This is a genomic window from Sphingomonas faeni, from assembly GCF_040407505.1.
GTDB classification, from domain to species: Bacteria; Pseudomonadota; Alphaproteobacteria; order Sphingomonadales; family Sphingomonadaceae; genus Sphingomonas; species Sphingomonas faeni_E.
In genome coordinates this window covers 823,999-842,486 of record NZ_JAPZPQ010000001.1, presented here as the reverse complement: position 1 = coordinate 842,486, position 18,488 = coordinate 823,999, and the positions used below count along the sequence as shown (strand labels likewise).

General features: G+C 65.6%; 13 protein-coding genes. 8 read left to right on the top strand and 5 right to left on the bottom strand.

Annotation, left to right across the window (positions count from 1 at the left end; translation table 11 throughout):
* The first annotated feature begins 104 nt into the window (after positions 1 to 104).
* Positions 105 to 2,498: a TonB-dependent receptor gene (locus O6X71_RS03900; RefSeq protein WP_353464532.1), complete on the top strand. Its 2,394-nt coding sequence runs from the start codon at positions 105 to 107 to the stop codon at positions 2,496 to 2,498.
* A gap of 49 nt (positions 2,499 to 2,547) precedes the next feature.
* Complete coding sequence (locus O6X71_RS03895) at positions 2,548 to 5,022, top strand: PhoX family protein (RefSeq protein ID WP_353464531.1); 2,475 nt, start codon at positions 2,548 to 2,550, stop codon at positions 5,020 to 5,022.
* A gap of 325 nt (positions 5,023 to 5,347) precedes the next feature.
* On the opposite strand, the gene O6X71_RS03890 is transcribed toward O6X71_RS03895, so the two are convergent.
* Complete coding sequence (locus O6X71_RS03890; RefSeq protein WP_120300301.1) at positions 5,348 to 5,740, bottom strand: MerR family transcriptional regulator; 393 nt, start codon at positions 5,738 to 5,740, stop codon at positions 5,348 to 5,350.
* Positions 5,737 to 7,422, bottom strand: a complete 1,686-nt coding sequence (locus O6X71_RS03885) for a long-chain-fatty-acid--CoA ligase (RefSeq protein ID WP_353464530.1) — start codon at positions 7,420 to 7,422, stop codon at positions 5,737 to 5,739. Before O6X71_RS03885 ends, O6X71_RS03890 begins: the two co-directional genes overlap by 4 nt.
* A gap of 131 nt (positions 7,423 to 7,553) precedes the next feature.
* On the opposite strand from O6X71_RS03885, the gene O6X71_RS03880 reads away from it, so the two are divergent.
* From O6X71_RS03880 to O6X71_RS03865, 4 genes are all read left to right on the top strand, one after another.
* Positions 7,554 to 8,690, top strand: coding sequence for a thiolase family protein (locus O6X71_RS03880; protein ID WP_353464529.1), 1,137 nt, complete (start codon positions 7,554 to 7,556; stop codon positions 8,688 to 8,690).
* Entirely contained in the window at positions 8,690 to 11,008 is a 2,319-nt protein-coding gene (locus tag O6X71_RS03875) for a 3-hydroxyacyl-CoA dehydrogenase/enoyl-CoA hydratase family protein (protein ID WP_353465057.1), read from the top strand. The genes O6X71_RS03880 and O6X71_RS03875 overlap by 1 nt, the downstream gene beginning before the upstream one ends.
* Positions 11,009 to 11,278: 270 nt before the next feature.
* The gene (locus O6X71_RS03870; protein WP_353464528.1) at positions 11,279 to 11,689 is read left to right on the top strand and encodes a DUF2147 domain-containing protein; all 411 of its coding nucleotides are present in this window, start codon (positions 11,279 to 11,281) and stop codon (positions 11,687 to 11,689) included.
* A gap of 50 nt (positions 11,690 to 11,739) precedes the next feature.
* Entirely contained in the window at positions 11,740 to 13,074 is a 1,335-nt protein-coding gene (locus O6X71_RS03865) for an OmpP1/FadL family transporter (RefSeq protein WP_353464527.1), read from the top strand.
* Positions 13,075 to 13,115: 41 nt separating this feature from the next.
* Here O6X71_RS03865 and O6X71_RS03860 read toward each other — a convergent pair whose 3' ends face one another.
* The gene (locus O6X71_RS03860) at positions 13,116 to 13,643 is read right to left on the bottom strand and encodes a gamma carbonic anhydrase family protein (RefSeq protein ID WP_353464526.1); all 528 of its coding nucleotides are present in this window, start codon (positions 13,641 to 13,643) and stop codon (positions 13,116 to 13,118) included.
* On the bottom strand, positions 13,643 to 15,742 hold the full coding sequence (locus O6X71_RS03855) for a malate synthase G (protein WP_353465056.1): 2,100 nt from the start codon (positions 15,740 to 15,742) through the stop codon (positions 13,643 to 13,645). Before O6X71_RS03855 ends, O6X71_RS03860 begins: the two co-directional genes overlap by 1 nt.
* A gap of 102 nt (positions 15,743 to 15,844) precedes the next feature.
* Here O6X71_RS03855 and O6X71_RS03850 point away from each other — a divergent pair, with 102 nt between their 5' ends.
* On the top strand, positions 15,845 to 16,720 hold the full coding sequence (locus O6X71_RS03850; RefSeq protein WP_353464524.1) for a LysR family transcriptional regulator: 876 nt from the start codon (positions 15,845 to 15,847) through the stop codon (positions 16,718 to 16,720).
* On the opposite strand, the gene O6X71_RS03845 is transcribed toward O6X71_RS03850, so the two are convergent.
* A complete protein-coding gene (locus tag O6X71_RS03845; protein WP_353464523.1) occupies positions 16,675 to 17,163 on the bottom strand; it encodes a MarR family winged helix-turn-helix transcriptional regulator in 489 nt (162 codons plus the stop codon). The two genes, O6X71_RS03850 and O6X71_RS03845, sit on opposite strands and share 46 nt — an antisense overlap.
* Before the next feature lie 79 nt (positions 17,164 to 17,242).
* Between O6X71_RS03845 and hppD the strand changes: the two genes are divergently transcribed.
* Positions 17,243 to 18,313: a 4-hydroxyphenylpyruvate dioxygenase gene (gene hppD / locus O6X71_RS03840; RefSeq protein ID WP_107953224.1), complete on the top strand. Its 1,071-nt coding sequence runs from the start codon at positions 17,243 to 17,245 to the stop codon at positions 18,311 to 18,313.
* Positions 18,314 to 18,488 lie beyond the last annotated feature (175 nt).

The following is an 18,488-nucleotide window of genomic DNA, read 5'->3' as shown; positions in this document are numbered from 1 at the left end:
CGATGTGACAGCGTCGTTACGGAATAGTCATTTTGCTTTCATGAAGACGCCATCGAAACGTCACCTCGTCCCCGTAGTGCGACGGCAACGACACGGGGGACTTAATGACACGTATCTTCACGCGGCTCGCGGTTGCGACGCTCGCCACGACCTGCTCGACCATGGCGCTCGCACAAGCCGGCACGCCAGCCACTGCCGAAACCGAAGCCGCAACGTCGGACGACGAGATCGTCGTCACCGCGCAGAAGCGCGAACAGCGGATCGAAGACGTCCCCATTACCGTCACCGCGCTGACCGGCGCTCGCATGGCGTCGATCGGCGTCAATTCGCTGAGCGAAGTCGCCGCCTACATCCCCGGTCTCCAGATCCAGGAGCAGAGCGCCAACAACCCCGGCTTCGTGATCCGCGGCATCACCTCGGACAACGGCTCGTCGCAGCAGGGCGCGCGCGTCACGCTCTATTACAACGGTATCGACATCAGCCGTTCGCGGGGCGCGTATCAGGACCTGTTCGATCTCTCGCGGATCGAAGTCGTGAAGGGACCGCAGGCGACCCTGTTCGGTACTGCGGCTGCGGTTGGCGCGATCAGCCTTGTCTCGGCCAAGCCAGAGCCCGGCGTATCGGGCGCGATCAACGGCACGTACGGCAATTTCGACCGCACCCAGGTGTCGGGCTTCCTAAATGCGGGCAACGACGTCCTCGCCGGCCGCATCGCCTTCGCGTATAAATATCGCAAGGGTTACGTCCGCAACATCGCGGGCGACGCGGACGTGCCGAACCAGAACCAGGGCGGCGTCGACCAGGACGATCTGAACGGCCAGGACCAGCGCGGCATCCGCGGTTCGCTCCGCTATCGTCCGAGCGACAGCATCACCGCCGACCTCGTCCTGACCTATGACGGACAGCGCAATCCCGGCACCGCGTTCAAGAGCCGTGCGCACGCGCCGACCGGCGGCCAGACCGGCGATTATGGTTACGCCGAACTCTCGGGCTCGCCGTACAGCGCGACCGCACTCGGCGCGCGCAAGCTTGGTCTCGACCGCAACGTCTATGACGCGAACCTGACGATCACCGCGGACCTGTCGCCGGGGATCACTTTCACCACCGTCAACGGGTATCGCAAGTTCGACGCGCTCGAAGTGTTCGACGCCGATGGTGGGCCCGCCGCGTATCTCGAGTTCGCCGAAGACGCGAAGGGCGACCAGTGGAGCCATGAAAGCCGCTTCGCCTTCGAAGGGCCCAAGTATCGCGCCTCGGTAGGCTGGAACGCGTTCTTCGAGAACGGCTTCCAGCGCGTTCCGTTCGCGACCGAAGAGGGCACGTATCTCGCTTGCTCGGTCGCCGCTGCCTATGCGCCGATCCGCGCGGCACTGAACGGCGCGGGCATCCCGACGGGCACCGGATGCGTCGCACCGAACGGCACGGTTCCGGCGACGCGCGCGACCGCAGCGCTCACAGGTGGTCGTGCAACGGCAATACCTTACGCCGCGGAATTCACGAACTACGGCAACAACGACACCTACTCGGTGTTCGCCGATGCGACGTACATCCCGGTGCCGGCACTCGAACTGACCGCGGGTGCGCGGATCCTGATCGAGGATCGCCAGTCGGGCTATTCGTCGGTCCAGCCGAACTCGGTGATCCTGGCGGCACTCGGCATCCAGTCGAGTCTGCTCGGCACGGCCAACACCAACGGCAACAAGTTCGTCGCGGAGAAGAGCTTCACGGCGATCCTGCCGCGCTTCAACGCGCTGTTGAAGCTCAACGACGCGGTCAATCTCTACGCGACGATCAGCAAGGGGCGCCGTTCGCCGGTGGTCCAGCTAGCCGCTCAGCGCACCGCGTTCGGCGTCGGTCCCAACCTGCAGGTCGTACCGCAGGAGAACGTCTGGAACTACGAAGGCGGCATCAAGGGTCGCGTCGGCCCGTTCAGCGGCGCGGCATCGGTCTTCTACCAGACCTATGACGGCTTCCAGGTGTCGGTGACGAACAACGGCGTGACGACGACACAGAGCGCCGGATCGGCCAAGAACCTCGGTGTCGAGCTCGAAGGCAATTTGAAGCTCGCCTCGTATCTCTCGGTATTCGGGACGTTTGCGTACATCGACGGCGGCATCGGCGACGAAGCGGCGAACGGCGTATTCGCTGGCAACCGTTTCCGTCTTCAGCCGGACACGACCGCGTCGGGCGGCGTGATCCTTCGCCTGCCGGTCGGCGGCGCGACGGTCTACGCCACGCCGAGCGTCACCTACCGCACCAAGGCGTTCTTCGAGCTGCCGAACAACCCCGCGATCAGCACGCCCGGCTACACGCTGGTCAACGCCCGCGCCGGGGTCGAGTTCGCGCAGGGCCGCTACAGCGTCGGCGGCTTCGTCCGGAATGCGACCAACAAGCGGTACCTGATCGACGCGGGCAACACCGGCGGCGGCTTCGGCATCCCGACCTACATCGCCGGCGAGCCACGCTTCTACGGCGTCGAGCTGGCCGCGAAATTCTGATTTCCACGCATCGTTACACACCACGCAACCATCCCCGGGGGGACCAAGCATGACGTTCGAGACCATCTATACCGACGGCGATATCGATACCAACCCGACCGCCAACCCGCACATCAACGACCTGATCGAGTCGCGCTACTCGCGTCGCCAGACCTTGATGGGCGGCATGTCCGCGACCGCCGCAGCGGTGTTCGGCGGCATGTTGCTGACCGGCTGCGACGACGACAATGACGGCAACGGTTCGAGTCCCGTCACGGTGACCGCGACCGCTGGTGGCAGCTCGACCGCGGGCCGCGTCGCGACGCTGACCGGCGCAGCGATCGGCCAGGTCGACAGCGTGACCTGGACCCAGACCGCCGGCCCCGCCGTCACGCTCGCCGGTGCCTCGACCGCCACCGCGACCTTCGTCGTACCGGGTGCTGCTGCCGGGACCGTGCTCAGCTTCCAGTTTACCGCGGTTTCGGCCAGCGGTTCGGTCAGCGCGACGACCAGCGTGACCGTCGGCGCGGCCTCGCTGGGCTTCACGGCCGTCGCGAAGAGCCTCGCGGACGTCGTTGCAGTGCCTGCCGGCTATGCGGTCACGGTCTTGTACCGGCTCGGCGATCCGATCGGCAGCGGCGTCGGCGCCTATGCCAATGACGGTACCGACGCGACCTTCTCGAAGCGCGCGGGCGATCATCATGACGGCATGAGCTATTTCGGCATGTCGGCCACCGGAACGCCCGACGTGAACGGCAACACGCGCGGCCTGCTCGTGCTCAACCACGAGAACATCACGCAAGCCTATCTGCATCCGAACGGCCCGACCACGACCGCAGGCGTCCGCCCCGAAGCCGAAGCGCTGAAGGAAATGGAGTGCCACGGCGTATCGGTGATCGAGGTCAACCGCGGCGCCGCCTGGAGCTACACGACCGCCTCGTCCTTCAATCGCCGCATCACACCGCTGACGCCGATGAGCTTCTCGGGCCCGGTGCGTGGTGCCGAGAGCCTCAAGACGCGCTACTCGCCGGATGGCACCACGGGCCGCGGCACGATCAACAATTGTGCCAACGGTACAATGCCTTGGCACACATACCTGACGAACGAAGAGAACTGGGTCGGCTATTTCCGTCGCGAGGTCGGCGACGCGGCACGACGTGCGGCCTCCGGACCCGTCGGCGTGAAGGCGAACACTTCACTCACCCGCTACGGCAAGGGCGAGAGCAACACCGGCGGTAACTATGGGTGGTCGACGGTCACGCCAGCCGACACGACCAGCACGATCTATTCGCGCTGGAACATCACCGCACAGGCCAGCGCGCCTGCCGACGGCACGGGCGATTTCCGCAACGAAATCTTTCAATATGGCTGGGTGGTCGAGATCGACCCGTTCGACGCAGCCTCGACTCCGCGCAAGCGGACCGCGCTCGGTCGCATGAACCATGAAGGCTGCGAGATCGGCCGGACGATCGCGGGCGTAAAGCCGGCCTTCTACATGGGCGACGACGCGCAGAACGAGTATATCTACAAGTTCGTGTCGGCAACGCCGTGGTCCGCAGCGGATGCGACGGCAGGGAACCGCCTCGCGATCGGCGACAAATATCTCGATGCTGGAACACTTTACGTTGCGAAGCTGGCGGCGGATGGCAGCGGCCAGTGGCTCCCACTGGTGTTCGGCCAAGGGCCCCTCACCTCGGCCAACGCAGCCTATCCGTTCGCCAGCCAGGTCGATGTGTTGATCAACACGCGGCTGGCGGCGGATGCACTGGGTGCGACCCGGATGGATCGTCCGGAGTGGACCGCAGTCAATCCGGCGACCGGCGAGATGTATTGCACGCTTACCAACAACTCGTCGCGCACGGTGGCTACCGCGGACGCGCCCAACCCGCGCGCCTATGTCGATCCCAAGACCACGGGCGGCCAGACCACGGGTAACGCCAACGGCCACATCATCCGCCTGCGCGAGACCGGTGACACGTCCGAGGCAACGACGTTCGCTTGGGACATCTACGCGTTCGGTGCCGGTTCCGATCTGGATGCGACCAACATCAACCTGTCGGGTCTCGACGCGACCAACGACTTCTCGTCGCCCGACGGCTTGTGGTTCGGCCTGCCGAGCAATGCCTCGGGGACGATCGCGCCGGTCATGTGGATCGAGACCGACGACGGCGCATTTACGGACGTTACCAACTGCATGCTGCTCGCGTCGGTGCCGGGGATCGTCAACGATGGCGGTACGCGGACGGTAACCAACACGATCGGTACGGCAACCGGCTCGGTGACGACGCGGATCGGCAAGGCACCGGGGGCAGCCCTTCGCCGCTTCCTGGTCGGGCCGAAGGAGTGCGAGATCACCGGTATCCATACGACGCCGGACGGCCGGTCGCTGTTCGTCAACATCCAGCATCCCGGCGAGAATGGTGGGCCGACGAACATCACCAGCAGCTGGCCAGCCAACCAGGCGGGTGCGGTGACGACTCCCTCGCGGCCGCGGTCCTCAACGATCGTGATCACGAAGACCGATGGGGGTGTCGTGGGGCTTTAAGAGTCGCGGCGGACTTGCGATCCTCCCCCGCAAGGGGGGGGTGGCACCGAAGGTGGCGGAGGGGGAGGACACGGAACATCAGTTTCCGTGTCCTCCCCCTCCGTCTGGCAAGTGCCAGCCACCTCCCCCTGGCGGGTGAGGATTTTAGTGTCCCTCGATCACACCGAAAAACCCCGCCCCGGCGGAGGCCGGGGTCCAGTTGGGAGACGTTGCTGATTGGCGCTGCGCTTCGTTATTGCCACCTCTCCAACTGGGCCCCGGCCTTCGCCGGGGTGGGGCAGTTTCAATGGGTGGTGCAGTTTCAGGGCGGTCGCGTCTCGTGGGCCTAGACCGTCCCCGCCGGGATCCGCGCGAGAGCCTCCTGCTCGATCTTCTCAAGCTCATCCCGCGTCTGGACGATCGCTTCGCGCTGCGCATCCAGCAGGTCGATCCGCTGGCGACACCGTTCCGCCAGCGCACGCATCTGCTCTACATGCTGCGGATCGGCGTCATAGAGGTCGAGGAACTCCTCAATGTCCCGCAGCGTGAAACCCAACCGCTTCCCACGCAGGATCAACTGCATCCGGGCCACTTCGCGCCGCGTGTAGACCCGCGTCGTGCCGATCCGGCAGGGCTCGATCAGCCCCTTGTCCTCGTAGAACCGCAACGTTCGCGCGCTCACGCCGAGCATGCGCGAGACTTCCTGTATGCCGGTAAGATCGTCCTGTCGGTCGTTCACGCGTCCACTCCCCTCGCCTCCGACGCCGCCGCCTTTGCGGTCTCTTCAGCGACAAGTTCCTTTTTGGATAGCTTGCCGATCAGCGTCTTGGGGAGACTGTCGCGGATTTCGACCTCGCGGGGAAGCTCGATCTTGCTGATCTTGTCGCGGAGAAAATCGCGCAGTTCGAGCGGGGTAGCGACCGCACCTTCGGCCAACACGACGAACGCCTTGGGGGCCTGGCCGCGGTATTTGTCGGGCACGCCGATCACCACCGCTTCGAGCACCGCGGGGTGTTCGTACAGCGCCTCCTCGATCACGCGCGGGTAAACGTTGTAGCCGCCGGCGAGGATCAGGTCCTTGATCCGGTCGACGATGAACAGATAGCCGTCCGCATCGAGATGCCCGACGTCACCGGTGCGCAGCGCACCATCCGCAAACAGATCGGCGGTGGCGGCGGGCTTGTGCCAATAGCCCTGCGTGATCTGGGGACCGCGCGCGCAGATCTCGCCATTCTCGCCGATCGGCAGCAGGCGGGTCGGATCCTCACGGTCGCGAATTTCGATCGTGGTGCCTGGGAACGGCAAGCCCGCCGAACCCGGCTTGATCAGCCCGTCGATCGGATTGCAGGTGATGATCGGCGAGGCTTCCGACAGGCCATAGCCTTCGACCAGCTTGGAGCCCGTAGCGGCCTCGAACGCGGTGCGAACCTCGGCGGGCAGCGGCGCCCCGCCCGAGATGCAGGCGTGGATCGAGGACAGGTCGATCTTCTGCGTCTCGGCAGCCGTGGTGATCGCCGCGTAGATCGTCGGTACCGCAGGGAAATAGCTCGGCTTGGTGCGCGCGATCGTTTTCAGCAGCGCTCCGAGTTCGAACCGCGGCAGCAGGATCATCTCCGCCCCGGTGCGGATCGAATAGGTCAGCACGGTGGTCAGCGCGAACACGTGGAACAGCGGCAGCGCGCCGAGCACACGGTCCTGTTGCGGCTGCTCGCCGCCGACGAACACCACCATCGCATCGGCGTTCGCGACGAGGTTCGCGTGGCTGAGCATCGCCGCCTTGGGCTCGCCGGTGGTGCCGCCTGTATATTGCAGCACCGCAACCTCGTCCGGGGAAACAGTGACCGGAGCAGGCGTGCCCTTCGCTTTGAGCAGCGCATCGAACGTCGAATGCCGTGCATCGCTGGGCGCATGACCAATCTCGGCGCGCTTGAAGATGCGGTAGGCGATCGACTTCAGCGTCGGCAGCGCGCCGGCGATCGGGCAGGTGATGACGTGCTTCACGCCCATCTGCCCCGCGACCTTGAGCACGCGCGCGTGGATCTCGGCGATGTCGCAGGTGGCGATGATCGTCGCGCCCGAGTCCTCGAGCAGATGCGCCAGCTCGCGCTCGACATAGAGCGGATTGACGTTAACGACGACCCCGCCGGCCTTGAGGATCGCAAAGAACAGGATCGGATAATAGGGCGTGTTCGGCAGGCATAGCGCGACACGCGTACCCGTCACGACGCCCAGATCCTGGAGCCCCTTCGCCGCCCGGTCGACCGACTCGCCGAGCGCGGCATAGGTCAGCGTCCGGCCCATGAAGTCGAGCACGTTGCGCGACCCGAAACGCTGCACCGACAGATCGAGCATGTCGCCCAGCAGCCGCGGCTCGCCCAGCAACGGTACGCCGATCGCCTTGCCCCCGGAAGTGTCCTGCATCTCGCTCTCCATAACATGGTGTGCGTAAGCCATATTGTCGGCCGCTTCACCTTGACGTAAAGGTGAGGTATCGCACCTTAAGGGTAACCCGCAAGCGTTAACCGGGTCGACCGCAATATGAGAGGATCATCGTGACCAACGTCGTCATCGCCGGGTACGCCCGTTCGCCGTTCCACCTCGCCGGCAAGGGCGAGCTCGCCCGCATCCGTCCGGACGATCTCGCCGCGCAGACGATTCGCGGATTGCTCGATAAGACCGGCGTCGATCCCGCCGAGATCGAGGACATCATCCTCGGCTGCGCGTTCCCCGAGGGTGAACAGGGCCTCAACGTCGCCAAGCTGATCGCGCAGATCGCCGACCTGCCGATCTCGGTTGGCGGCATGACGGTCAACCGGTTCTGCGGATCGTCGATGAGCGCGATCCACATCGCATATGGCCAGATCGCGGTCGGCGCAGGCGAGGCGTTCATCTGCGCCGGCCTCGAATCGATGAGCCGCGTGCCGATGGGCGGCTACAACCCCCTGCCCAATCCCGAGCTCGCGAAGAAGAGCGCCGGCGCGTACATGGGCATGGGCGAGACCGCCGAGAACGTCGCGCGGCAATACCAGATCACGCGCGCCGAGCAGGACGCTTTCGCGGTTAAGAGCCAAGACAAGGCCGCTGCGGCGCGTGCCGATGGCCGGCTGTCGGACGAGATCGTGACGATCCAGACTAAGGCGGGTCCGGTCAGTCAGGACGGCACGATCCGCGCCGGCACGACCACCGAAGCGCTCGCCGGCCTGAAGCCTGCATTCAGCGCGGAGGGTTCGGTGACCGCCGGCACGTCCTCGCCGCTGACCGATGGTGCGTCGGCAGTGCTGGTGACCTCGGAAGAGTTCGCCAAGAAGCACGGCCTTACGATCCTCGCGCGGATCAAGTCGATCGGCGTGTCGGGTTGCGCGCCCGAGACGATGGGGCTCGGCCCGATCGGTGCGTCGAAGAAGGCGCTGGAGCGTGCCGGGATCACCGTCGCCGACCTCGACGTGGTCGAGATCAACGAGGCGTTCGCGAGCCAGGCGATCGCCTGCATCCGCGATCTCGGGCTGAAGGACGAGACGATCAACCTCGATGGCGGCGCGATCGCGATCGGTCATCCGCTCGGCGCGACAGGCGCGCGGATCGTCGGCAAGGCGGCGTCGCTGCTGGCGCGCGAGGGCGGCCGCTACGCGCTCGCCACCCAGTGCATCGGCGGCGGTCAGGGCATCGCTACGGTGCTGGAGCGCGCATGATGGTCGATGCTGTGAAAAAGGTCTGCGTCATCGGCGCAGGCGTAATGGGCGCGGGCATTGCCGCGCAGGTCGCCAATGCTGGCATCCCGGTTCTATTGCTCGACATCGTCCCCCGCGAAGGTGATGACCGCGATGCGGTGGCCAAGGGCGCGGTCGCCAAGATGCTCAAGACCGACCCCGCCCCCTTCATGTCGAAGCGTGCGGCCAAGCTGGTCGAGACGGGCAATATCGACGATCATCTCGACCGGGTCGCCGAGTGCGACTGGATCGTCGAGGCGATCGTCGAGCGGCTCGACATCAAGCAGGCGCTGTATGCCAAGCTCGAGGCGCTCAAGCGTCCGGGCGCCGCGGTCTCGTCGAACACCTCGACGATCCCGCTCGGCAACCTCGTCGAGGGGCGGTCTGACCAGTTCAAGGCCGACTTCCTCATCACGCACTTCTTCAACCCGCCGCGCTACATGCGGCTGGTCGAGATCGTCCGTGGTGAGCATACCGACGTCGCTGTCGCTGAGAAGGTCGAGGATTTCGTCGATCGCTTCATGGGCAAGCGGATCGTCCGTGCGAAGGACACGCCGGGGTTCATCGCCAACCGCATCGGCACCTACTGGCTGGCGATCGCGATCAATGCGGCGATGGACCAAGGGCTGACCGTCGAGGAGGCCGACCAGATCGGCGGCCGTCCGATGGGCGTGCCGAAGACGGGCATCTTCGGGCTGGTCGATCTCGTCGGCGTCGATCTGATGCCGTTGCTGTCTAAGAGCCTGTCGTCCACGCTGCCGGCCGGCGATCCGTATTTCGATACGGTGCGTCCCCTGCCGCTGGTCGACAAGATGATCGCGGAAGGGTTCACCGGCCGCAAGGGCAAGGGTGGGTTCTATCGCTTCGACAAGGCGACCCGGACAAAGCTGTCGCTCGACCTCGCGACCGGCGATTACCGTGCGGAAGCCAAGCCGGTGGAGTTGCCCGGCAAGACCGGCAGGGATCTCGCGGCGCTGATCGCGGAGCCGGGCAAGATCGGCACCTATGCCTGGTCGATTCTCGGCAACACGCTGTCCTACGCGGCAATGCTCGTTGGCGAGGCGGCGGACGATATCGTCGCGATCGATGACGCGATGAAGCTCGGCTATAACTGGAAATACGGGCCGTTCGAGCTGATCGACCGGATGGGGCCGGGTCTCCTCGCCGCGCGCCTCGCCAAGGAAGGTCGCGACGTTCCGGCGATTCTGACGACCGCGGGCGATCGACCGTTCTACCGTGTCGAGAACGGCCGGCGTCAGTATCTCACTGCGGACGGTGAGTATGCCGACGTGCCGCGCGCGGACGGCGTCGAACTGCTGGAGGACATCAAGCTTCGCTCGCAGCCGATCCTCACGAACCTGTCGGCGTCGCTCTGGGATGTCGGCGACGGCGTCGCGGCGCTCGAGTTCCACACCAAGATGAATGCGCTCGACGATCAGGTCGTGGCGTTGATCAACGAGGCGATCCCGGTCGTCCGCGAGCGTTTCAAGGCGCTGGTGGTGTATAACGAGGCGTCGAACTTCTCGGCGGGTGCGAACCTTGGCGCGGCGATGTTCGCGGTCGGGGCGGGCCTTTGGGACATGGTCGAGGCCAGCGTCGCGGGCGGGCAGCAGGCGTACAAGGCGCTCAAATACGCGCCCTTCCCGGTCGTCAGCGCCCCCGCGGGACTCGCGCTCGGCGGCGGGTGCGAGGTGCTCCTCCACTCGGACGCGGTGCAGGCGCATGCCGAGACCTATGCGGGTCTCGTCGAGTGCGGCGTCGGGCTCGTCCCCGGCTGGGGCGGCAATGGCGAGATGCTCGACCGCTGGACCAAGTCGCGGACGCTACCGAACGGGCCGATGCCGGCGCTGACCAAGGTGTTCCAGGCGGTTTCCACCGCGCAGGTCGCGAAGTCGGCGGCGGAGGCGAAGGAGATGATGATCCTGCGCAAGGCCGACGGCATCACGATGAACCGCGATCGGTTGCTCGCGGATGCGAAGGCCAAGGCGCTGTCGCTGGTCGAGGGCTATGCCGCGCCGGAGAAGCCGACCTTCCGCCTTGCGGGCGCGAGTGGCCGGACGGGGCTGAACATGGCGGTCGCGGACTTTCACAAGAAGGGCATGGCGACCGACTACGACCTCGTCGTCGCGGATCGGCTTGCCGAGGTGCTGACCGGCGGTGAGGCGGATCTGGTCGACACGGTGACCGAGGACCAGATGCTCGACCTGGAGCGCGCGGCGTTCATGGCAAGTGTCAAGGACCCGCGGACGCAGGCGCGAGTCGTGCATATGCTCCAGACCGGCAAGCCACTCCGCAACTAAGACTGTTCCCCCGCGAAAGCGGGGGCCCAGGGTCAAGCAGCGCTGCGCTCGTGATCCTGGGCCTCCGCCTGCGCGGAGGCCCACCGTGCGCATGAACACTTTTTCACCGCCCGGAATCAGTAAGAAGACTTGACTTGTCTTCGTACAATTCTAGTCGGGACCGACAACTGCCGTATACGGCAACGAGGTCGCGGTAACGTCGCCGACATTACGAGATTTTAGCGACCGTACGCATACGGCGCGCCTAACGACACTAGGAGAGGATAGAAGATGTCCCTGTTGATCGCCACCGCCCTGCTCGCCGGCGCGTCCGCCACGCCCGAGACCGTTATCGGCCGCTGGAAAACCGAGACGCACAACGCCATCGTCGAGATCGCCCGCTGTGGCCCGTCGATCTGCGGCAAGATCCTCACCTCCGACGCGCTGCGCGCCAATCCTTCGATGAAGGATGCGAACAATTCGAACACCGCGCTGCGCAATCGCCCGATCCAGGGGATGCAGATGCTGAGCGGCTTCAAGTCGGACTCGGACGGCGTCTGGAACAGCGGCCAAGTCTACAATGCCGAGGACGGCAAGACCTATAGCGGCAAGATCACGCCGCTCGGTGCGAACCAGCTGAAGCTGCGCGGCTGCGTCTTCTTCCCGCTCTGCAAGACCCAGACCTGGACGCGCGTGCGCTGAGGCAACGCCTCCGCCTCTTCATTATCAGTACAGCTTTCAGGACCTTATCCATGATGTTTCGCACCAAGGCTCCACTTCTCGCGGTATCCGCGCTCGTGTCCGCTTTCGGATTCGCCAGCACCGCCTATGCCGACGCCTTCTATCTCCAGGCGCAGTCCGCGCGTGGCGCCGGTCGCGCATTCTCGGGCGAAGGCGCCGATACCGGCCCTGACTCGCTGTGGTGGAACCCGGCTGCGATCGCCGGTATCCGCGACGGCAGCGCGACGCTGAGCGCGAGCGCGATCCTGCCCAAGGGCGACGTGGTCGACACCGGCACGCTCATCGGCCGCCCGACCTTCTCGCCGACGACCGGCCGGCCAACCGGGTTCAATTACGCGCCGGTCGGCGGCAACGGCACCTCGAGCGATCCGATCAACAAGGGTGTCGTCCCGTCGGGCGCGATCGCCTATCCGCTGACCGACCGGATCGCGATCGGTGTCGCGGTGACGTCGCCGTTCAGCTTCACCACTAATTACGAAGCGAACAGCTGGGCACGCTACAGCGCGGACAAGACCCGGCTGCGGACGATCGACATCCAGCCCTCAATCGGTGTCGCGGTGACCGACTGGCTCCGCGTCGGTGGTGCACTGAACGTCGAATATACCGACGCGACGCTCAACAACGCGCTCCCCAACCTGTCCGCGGCGCTGCCCGACGGCTTCCAGGAGCTGAAGGGTGACGGCTGGGACTTCGGCTGGACCGCAGGCGTTCAGCTGCATAACGACTTCGCGACCGTCGGCATCAGCTACAAGTCGAGCATCCGCCACAATCTGAAGGGCAGCCTGAACATCACCGGGCTGGTCGGCCCGCTGGCAAGCTCGAACGTCTCGATCGATGGCGCCAAGGCGAGCTTCAACACGCCGGGTCAGGTGATCGTCGCCGGCCGCATCCGTGCCACCAACGCGCTGACGCTCAACGCACAGGTCGTCGCGTATAACTGGAGCAAGTTCGACACGATCGATCTCGGCGCCCCGCTGAACACTGCGATCCCCGAGAACTATCAGGACAGCTGGAGCCTCGCGGGCGGCTTCGATTACGCCGTCACCCCCAAAGCGACGATCCGCGCGGGTGTCCAGCGCACCAAGACTCCGACGCAGGACGGCTTGCGCGATGCCCGCGTACCCGACGCCGACCGCTGGACCTATGCGGCAGGCGGTTCGTACCAGCTGACCTCGCGCATCGCACTCGACGCCGCTGCGCAGTATGTCGATTTCGAAAACACCACGATCGACCGCAGGACGGCCGCCTATGTCGGCACCGCCGCACAGACGAACATCCTCACCTCGGGCGCACTTCGCGATGCGTCGGCCGTCGTGCTGTCGCTCGGTGGCCGGCTGAGCTTCTAAGGGTTCCGCCTTCACGATCCTCCCCCTCGCGGGGGAGGATTTTATACCTCGACCAGTCTCAAGCCCTCGGCGTAAACGCGCTGCTTGGCCGCGTACGACGCTGCGGACATCTTCAGCCCCGCAATCGCCTCCGGGGAGAGTTCGCGCACCGCCTTGGCCGGCGCGCCGACGATCAGGCTGCCGGCCGGGAACACCTTCCCCTCCGTCACCAGCGCGTTCGCACCGATCAGGCAATTCTCGCCGATCACCGCGTTGTTGAGGATCGTCGCGCCCATCCCGACCAGCACGTTGTCGCCGACCGTGCAGCCATGCAGGATCGCGTGATGGCCGATCGTGCAGCCTTCGCCGACGGTCAGCGGCGCGCCGGGATCCGAGTGCAGCATCGCACCCTCCTGGATATTGGTCCGCGCACCGACCACTATGGGCGTATTGTCCGCGCGGATCACCGCCCCGAACCAGACGCTCGCACCCTCCCCCAGCCGCGCGTCGCCGATCACGTCGGCGGACGGCGCGATCCAGACGTCGTCGGCCAGTGTCGGTCGTCTACCCTCGATCTCGTAGAGCGGCATCAGGCAGCGTCCCTTTCCTTCGCCCGCGCGCGGAACGCGTGGAGCAGCGGCTCGGTATAGCCGCTCGGCTGCGTCAGGCCATCGAACACGAGTGCACGGGCGGCCTGAAACGCTAGGCTCTCCTCCTCATGCCCCGCCATCGGCCGGTACAGCGGATCGCCCGCATTCTGCGCATCGACCTTAGCCGCCATCCGCCGCAGCGCCGCATCCGCTTCGTCGGGTGTGGCGATGCCGTGGAGCAGCCAGTTCGCCATGTGCTGCGAACTGATCCGCAACGTCGCGCGGTCCTCCATCAGGCCTATGTCGTGGATGTCGGGTACCTTCGAACAGCCGACACCCTGGTCGACCCACCGCACGACATAGCCGAGGATCCCCTGCGCATTGTTCTCCATTTCCTCGCGCACCTCGTCGGGCTGCCAGTTATGCCCGGTCGCGACGGGAATCGTCAGCAGCGCATCGAGCGAGGCGATCGGCTCGGCCTTGCGCGCCGCCTGCCGAGCGAACACGTCGATGCGGTGGTAATGCGTCGCGTGCAGCGTCGCGGCGGTCGGTGACGGCACCCACGCGGTGTTCGCGCCGGTCATCGGATGCGCGATCTTCTGCTCGAGCATGTCCGCCATCCGGTCCGGCGCGGCCCACATGCCCTTGCCTATCTGCGCCTTGCCGCTGAGCCCGCAGGCGAGCCCGATCTGGACGTTGCGATCCTCATACGCGTTGATCCACGACGAGGCCTTCATCTCGCCCTTTCGGATCATCGGCCCGGCCCGCATCGAGGTATGCATCTCGTCGCCGGTCCGATCGAGGAAGCCGGTGTTGATGAATACCACGCGGTCCTTCACCGCGGCGATGCACGCGGCGAGATTGGCGGACGTCCGCCGTTCCTCGTCCATCACGCCGACCTTGATCGTATGGCGCGCGAGACCGAGCAGGTCCTCGATCGCGTCGAATAGCCGGTTGGTGAACGCGGCTTCGTCGGGGCCGTGCATCTTCGGCTTGACGATGTAGATCGAGCCCGCGCGGCTGTTGCGGATCGGTCCCGTGCCGTTCCGATCGTGCAGCGCGATGAGCGACGTGACGATGCCGTCGAGGATACCCTCGGGCGCCTCGCTGCCGTCAGCGAGAAGGATCGCAGGCGTGGTCATCAGGTGGCCGACATTGCGGACGAACATCAGGCTGCGGCCGGGGAGCGTGAACGCCCTGCCGTCGGGGGCGGTGTAGTGGCGGTCCGGTTCGAGCCTGCGCGTGACTGAGTGCCCGCCCTTGTCGAAGCTGGCTGTCAGGTCGCCCTTCATCAGCCCGAGCCAGTTGGCATAGGCGGCCACCTTGTCCTCGGCATCGACCGCGGCGACCGAATCCTCGAGATCGGCGATCGTACTGAGCGCAGATTCGAGTACGACGTCAGCGAGGTTCGCAGGGTCGTCGCGACCGATTGGATGCTGAGAATCGATCACAAGCTCGATGTGGAGGCCGTTGTGATTCAACAGGATATTGTCGCCCGCATGCCCGACGATCTGACTCGGATCGGCAAGCTGCGGCGTCCCGCCGGTCCAGTTGGTCCATGACCCGATCGCCAGAGGCACAGCGTCATCCAGGAACGCCTTCGCCCACGCGATCACCTGCGCGCCTCGGGCGGCGTCATAGCCCTTGCCGGACGCCGCGCCCGGGATTGCATCCGTGCCGTAGAGCGCATCGTACAAGCTCCCCCAACGCGCGTTCGCCGCGTTCAGCAGGAAGCGCGCGTTGAGAATCGGGACCACCAACTGCGCACCAGCGAGCGAGGCGACCTCCGCATCGACATTGGTCGGAGCGACCGCGAACGGCGCAGGCTCGTCGACCAGATAGCCGATCTCGCGCAGGAACGCCTGATACTCGGCCTGGTCGATCGGCTTGCCGGCGCGGGCTTCGTGCCAGGCATCGATCTTGGCCTGAAGGTCGTCGCGAACCGCGAGCAGCGCGGCGTTTTCCGGCGCGAACCGGGCGTAGATATCGGACACGCCTTGCCAGAACGCGGCGGCGTCGAGACCCGTCCCCGGCAACGCCTGTGTCTCTATGAAGTCCACGAGCGATGCGGCGATCTTCAGACCTGCCTTTTCGATCATCTCGGCCATGCTGCACTCCTATGCTTTGACCGCACGATAGACGCCCGCCACCTTCGCCACTAGACATCATAAACGGAAAGCTGTTGATCGCCTGGAGAACGAATGGATACCGACATCGTCCTATTCGCCGAGGTCGTCCGCACCGCCAGCCTCAGCGCGGCGGGGCGTTCGATGGGTATCTCGCCGGCGATGGTCTCGAAACGCATCGCGCGGCTGGAGGCCCGGCTGGGCGTGCGGTTGCTCAACCGGACGACGCGGCGGCTCGACCTCACCGCACGCGGTGCCGCCTATCACCGCGACATGGTGGAGATCCTCGCCGCGATCCGCGACGCCGAGGCGCGCGTGTCGGACCGTACGGATACGCCGGCCGGCCCACTACGGGTCAGCGCACCCACCTCGTTCGGTCGCCTCCACATCGCGCCGCACCTGAAACCGTTCCTCGACGCGTATCCGGCAATCGAACTCGATCTCGACCTGTCGGACGGCTTCTCGGATGTGATCGGCGACCGGCTGGATCTTGCGATCCGGATAGCTCCGGCCGTGCCGCCAACTCTGACCGGCCATCGCCTCGCCGACAGCCGTCGTGTCCTGTGCGCTGCTCCGAGCTACAGTGCGCCGCGCGACGCGGCCGATCTTATGGAACACCGCCTGCTCGCAGCGAAGGGCCAGATGCCGCGGCGGCTTACCGGCCCCGGTGGCGACGTCACGATCGATCGCTCCAGCCATGTCGCGACCAACTCGAGCGAGGTCGTCCGCGAACTCACGCTGGCCGGCGTCGGCATCGCGCTGCGCTCGCTATGGGATGTCAGCGCGGACCTTGCGAGCGGCCGACTCGTGCGCGTCCTGCCTGAACTCGCCGGATTGGCAAATGTCGGCATCTACGCGGTCCATGCACGCGGACCGGTGTCGTCGGGCACCGCTGCGCTACTCGATTACCTGCGCGGTCTCTGGTCGCCAACGCCACCATGGGAGTCCTGAACGAGGTCGATTGTCACCGCATCGATCCGTCTCAGCATCGCCACGAACTGCTCTACCTCCGCCCCTGAGAACCCGGCGAAGATGCGCCGCTCCAGATCGAGCGCCTTCGGTGCGACTGACGCATAGAGCGTGTGGCCGTCGTCGGTCAGCTTCAACAGATGCGATCGCCGATCCTCCGGGTTCGCATGTCGCTGCATCAGCCCGCGTTCGACCAGCGCGATCGCCGCGCGGCTGACGGTCACCTTGTCCATTCGGGTCTGCTGGCCGACCTGCTGCTGCGTGATGCCGTCCGCCTCGGCGACAACCGCCACCAGCCGCCACTCCGGGATCGTCAACCCGAACAGCGCCTCATACGTATCAGCCACCGCCTCGCTGACGAGGTTCGAGGTGATCGACAGGCGATACGGGATGAAATCGTCCAGGACGAGTGCGCGGTGAGCCATGTGGAAATCGTAACGATTGACACCAGTTGTTCAACCCGGCAGATTGGTAACAACGGATACCAACTGTCAGGATGTGATCATGGACCATATGGACGTAAACCCGATGGGTCTCGACGGGTTCGAGTTCGCCGAGTTCACCTCGCCCGATCCCGACCGGATGGCCGCGCAGTTCGAGCAGTTCGGCTTCGTCGCCGCCTCGACCCACCCGACCAAGGCCGTCACGCGCTACAAGCAGGGCCGCATCAACCTGCTGCTCAACCGCGAAGACGGTGGCCATGCGGCGGCGTTCCGCGCGGATCATGGCCCGTCGGCGAGCGGCATGGCGTTCCGCGTTCATGACGCCAAGGAAGCGTTCGACGCAGCGCTCGCACGCGGCGCCAAGGCGGTCGATGCCAGCATGGGTGCACTCGGCGAGGGTAGCTATGTGCTCGAAGGGATTGGCGGTTCGCTGCTGTATCTGGTCGACAAGCACGGCTCGGCGGGCAGCTTGTACGACGACTGGAATGCGGTGCCGGGCGCGGCCGAAGCGGAAGCCGAGAACAACGTCGGGCTCGACCTGCTCGATCACCTCACGCACAACGTGAAGCGTGGCCAGATGCGGACCTGGGCCGAATTCTACGGCCAGATCTTCGGCTTCGAGGAGCAGAAGTATTTCGACATCAAGGGCAAGGCGACCGGGCTATTCAGCCAGGCGATGATCGCGCCCGACCGCGCGATCCGCATCCCGCTTAACGAGAGCCAGGACGACAAGAGCCAGATCGAGGAATTCATCAAGGATTACAACGGCGAGGGCATCCAGCATCTGGCGCTGACCACCGACGACATCTTCGAGACGGTCGAGAAGCTGCGCGCGCGCGGCGTCAAGCTGCAGGACACGATCGAGACCTATTACGAGCTGGTCGACAAGCGCGTGCCGAACCACGGCCACGACCTCGAACGCCTGCGCCGCAACCGCATCCTGATCGACGGCAATGTCGGCGAGGAGGGGCTGCTGCTGCAGATCTTCACCGAGAACATGTTCGGGCCGATCTTCTTCGAGATCATCCAGCGCAAGGGGAACGAGGGCTTCGGCAACGGCAATTTCCAGGCGTTGTATGAGTCGATCGAGCTCGACCAGATCCGCCGGGGCGTGATTACCGTCGACGCCTGATCGAGGATCGAAGCGCAGCGTCGATCGAGATGCAGCGCGCAGGCGCTGCCGTCGACCGGCCGGCGCGGACGGAGCCGCCCCATAGGGCGCGGCTTCGCCGTGACCGACGGGGTCGCGGTTCGAAAAGAGTTTGAACGGCCGGCGGTTCGGGCGTTGATCGGAACAGGTGACGGAG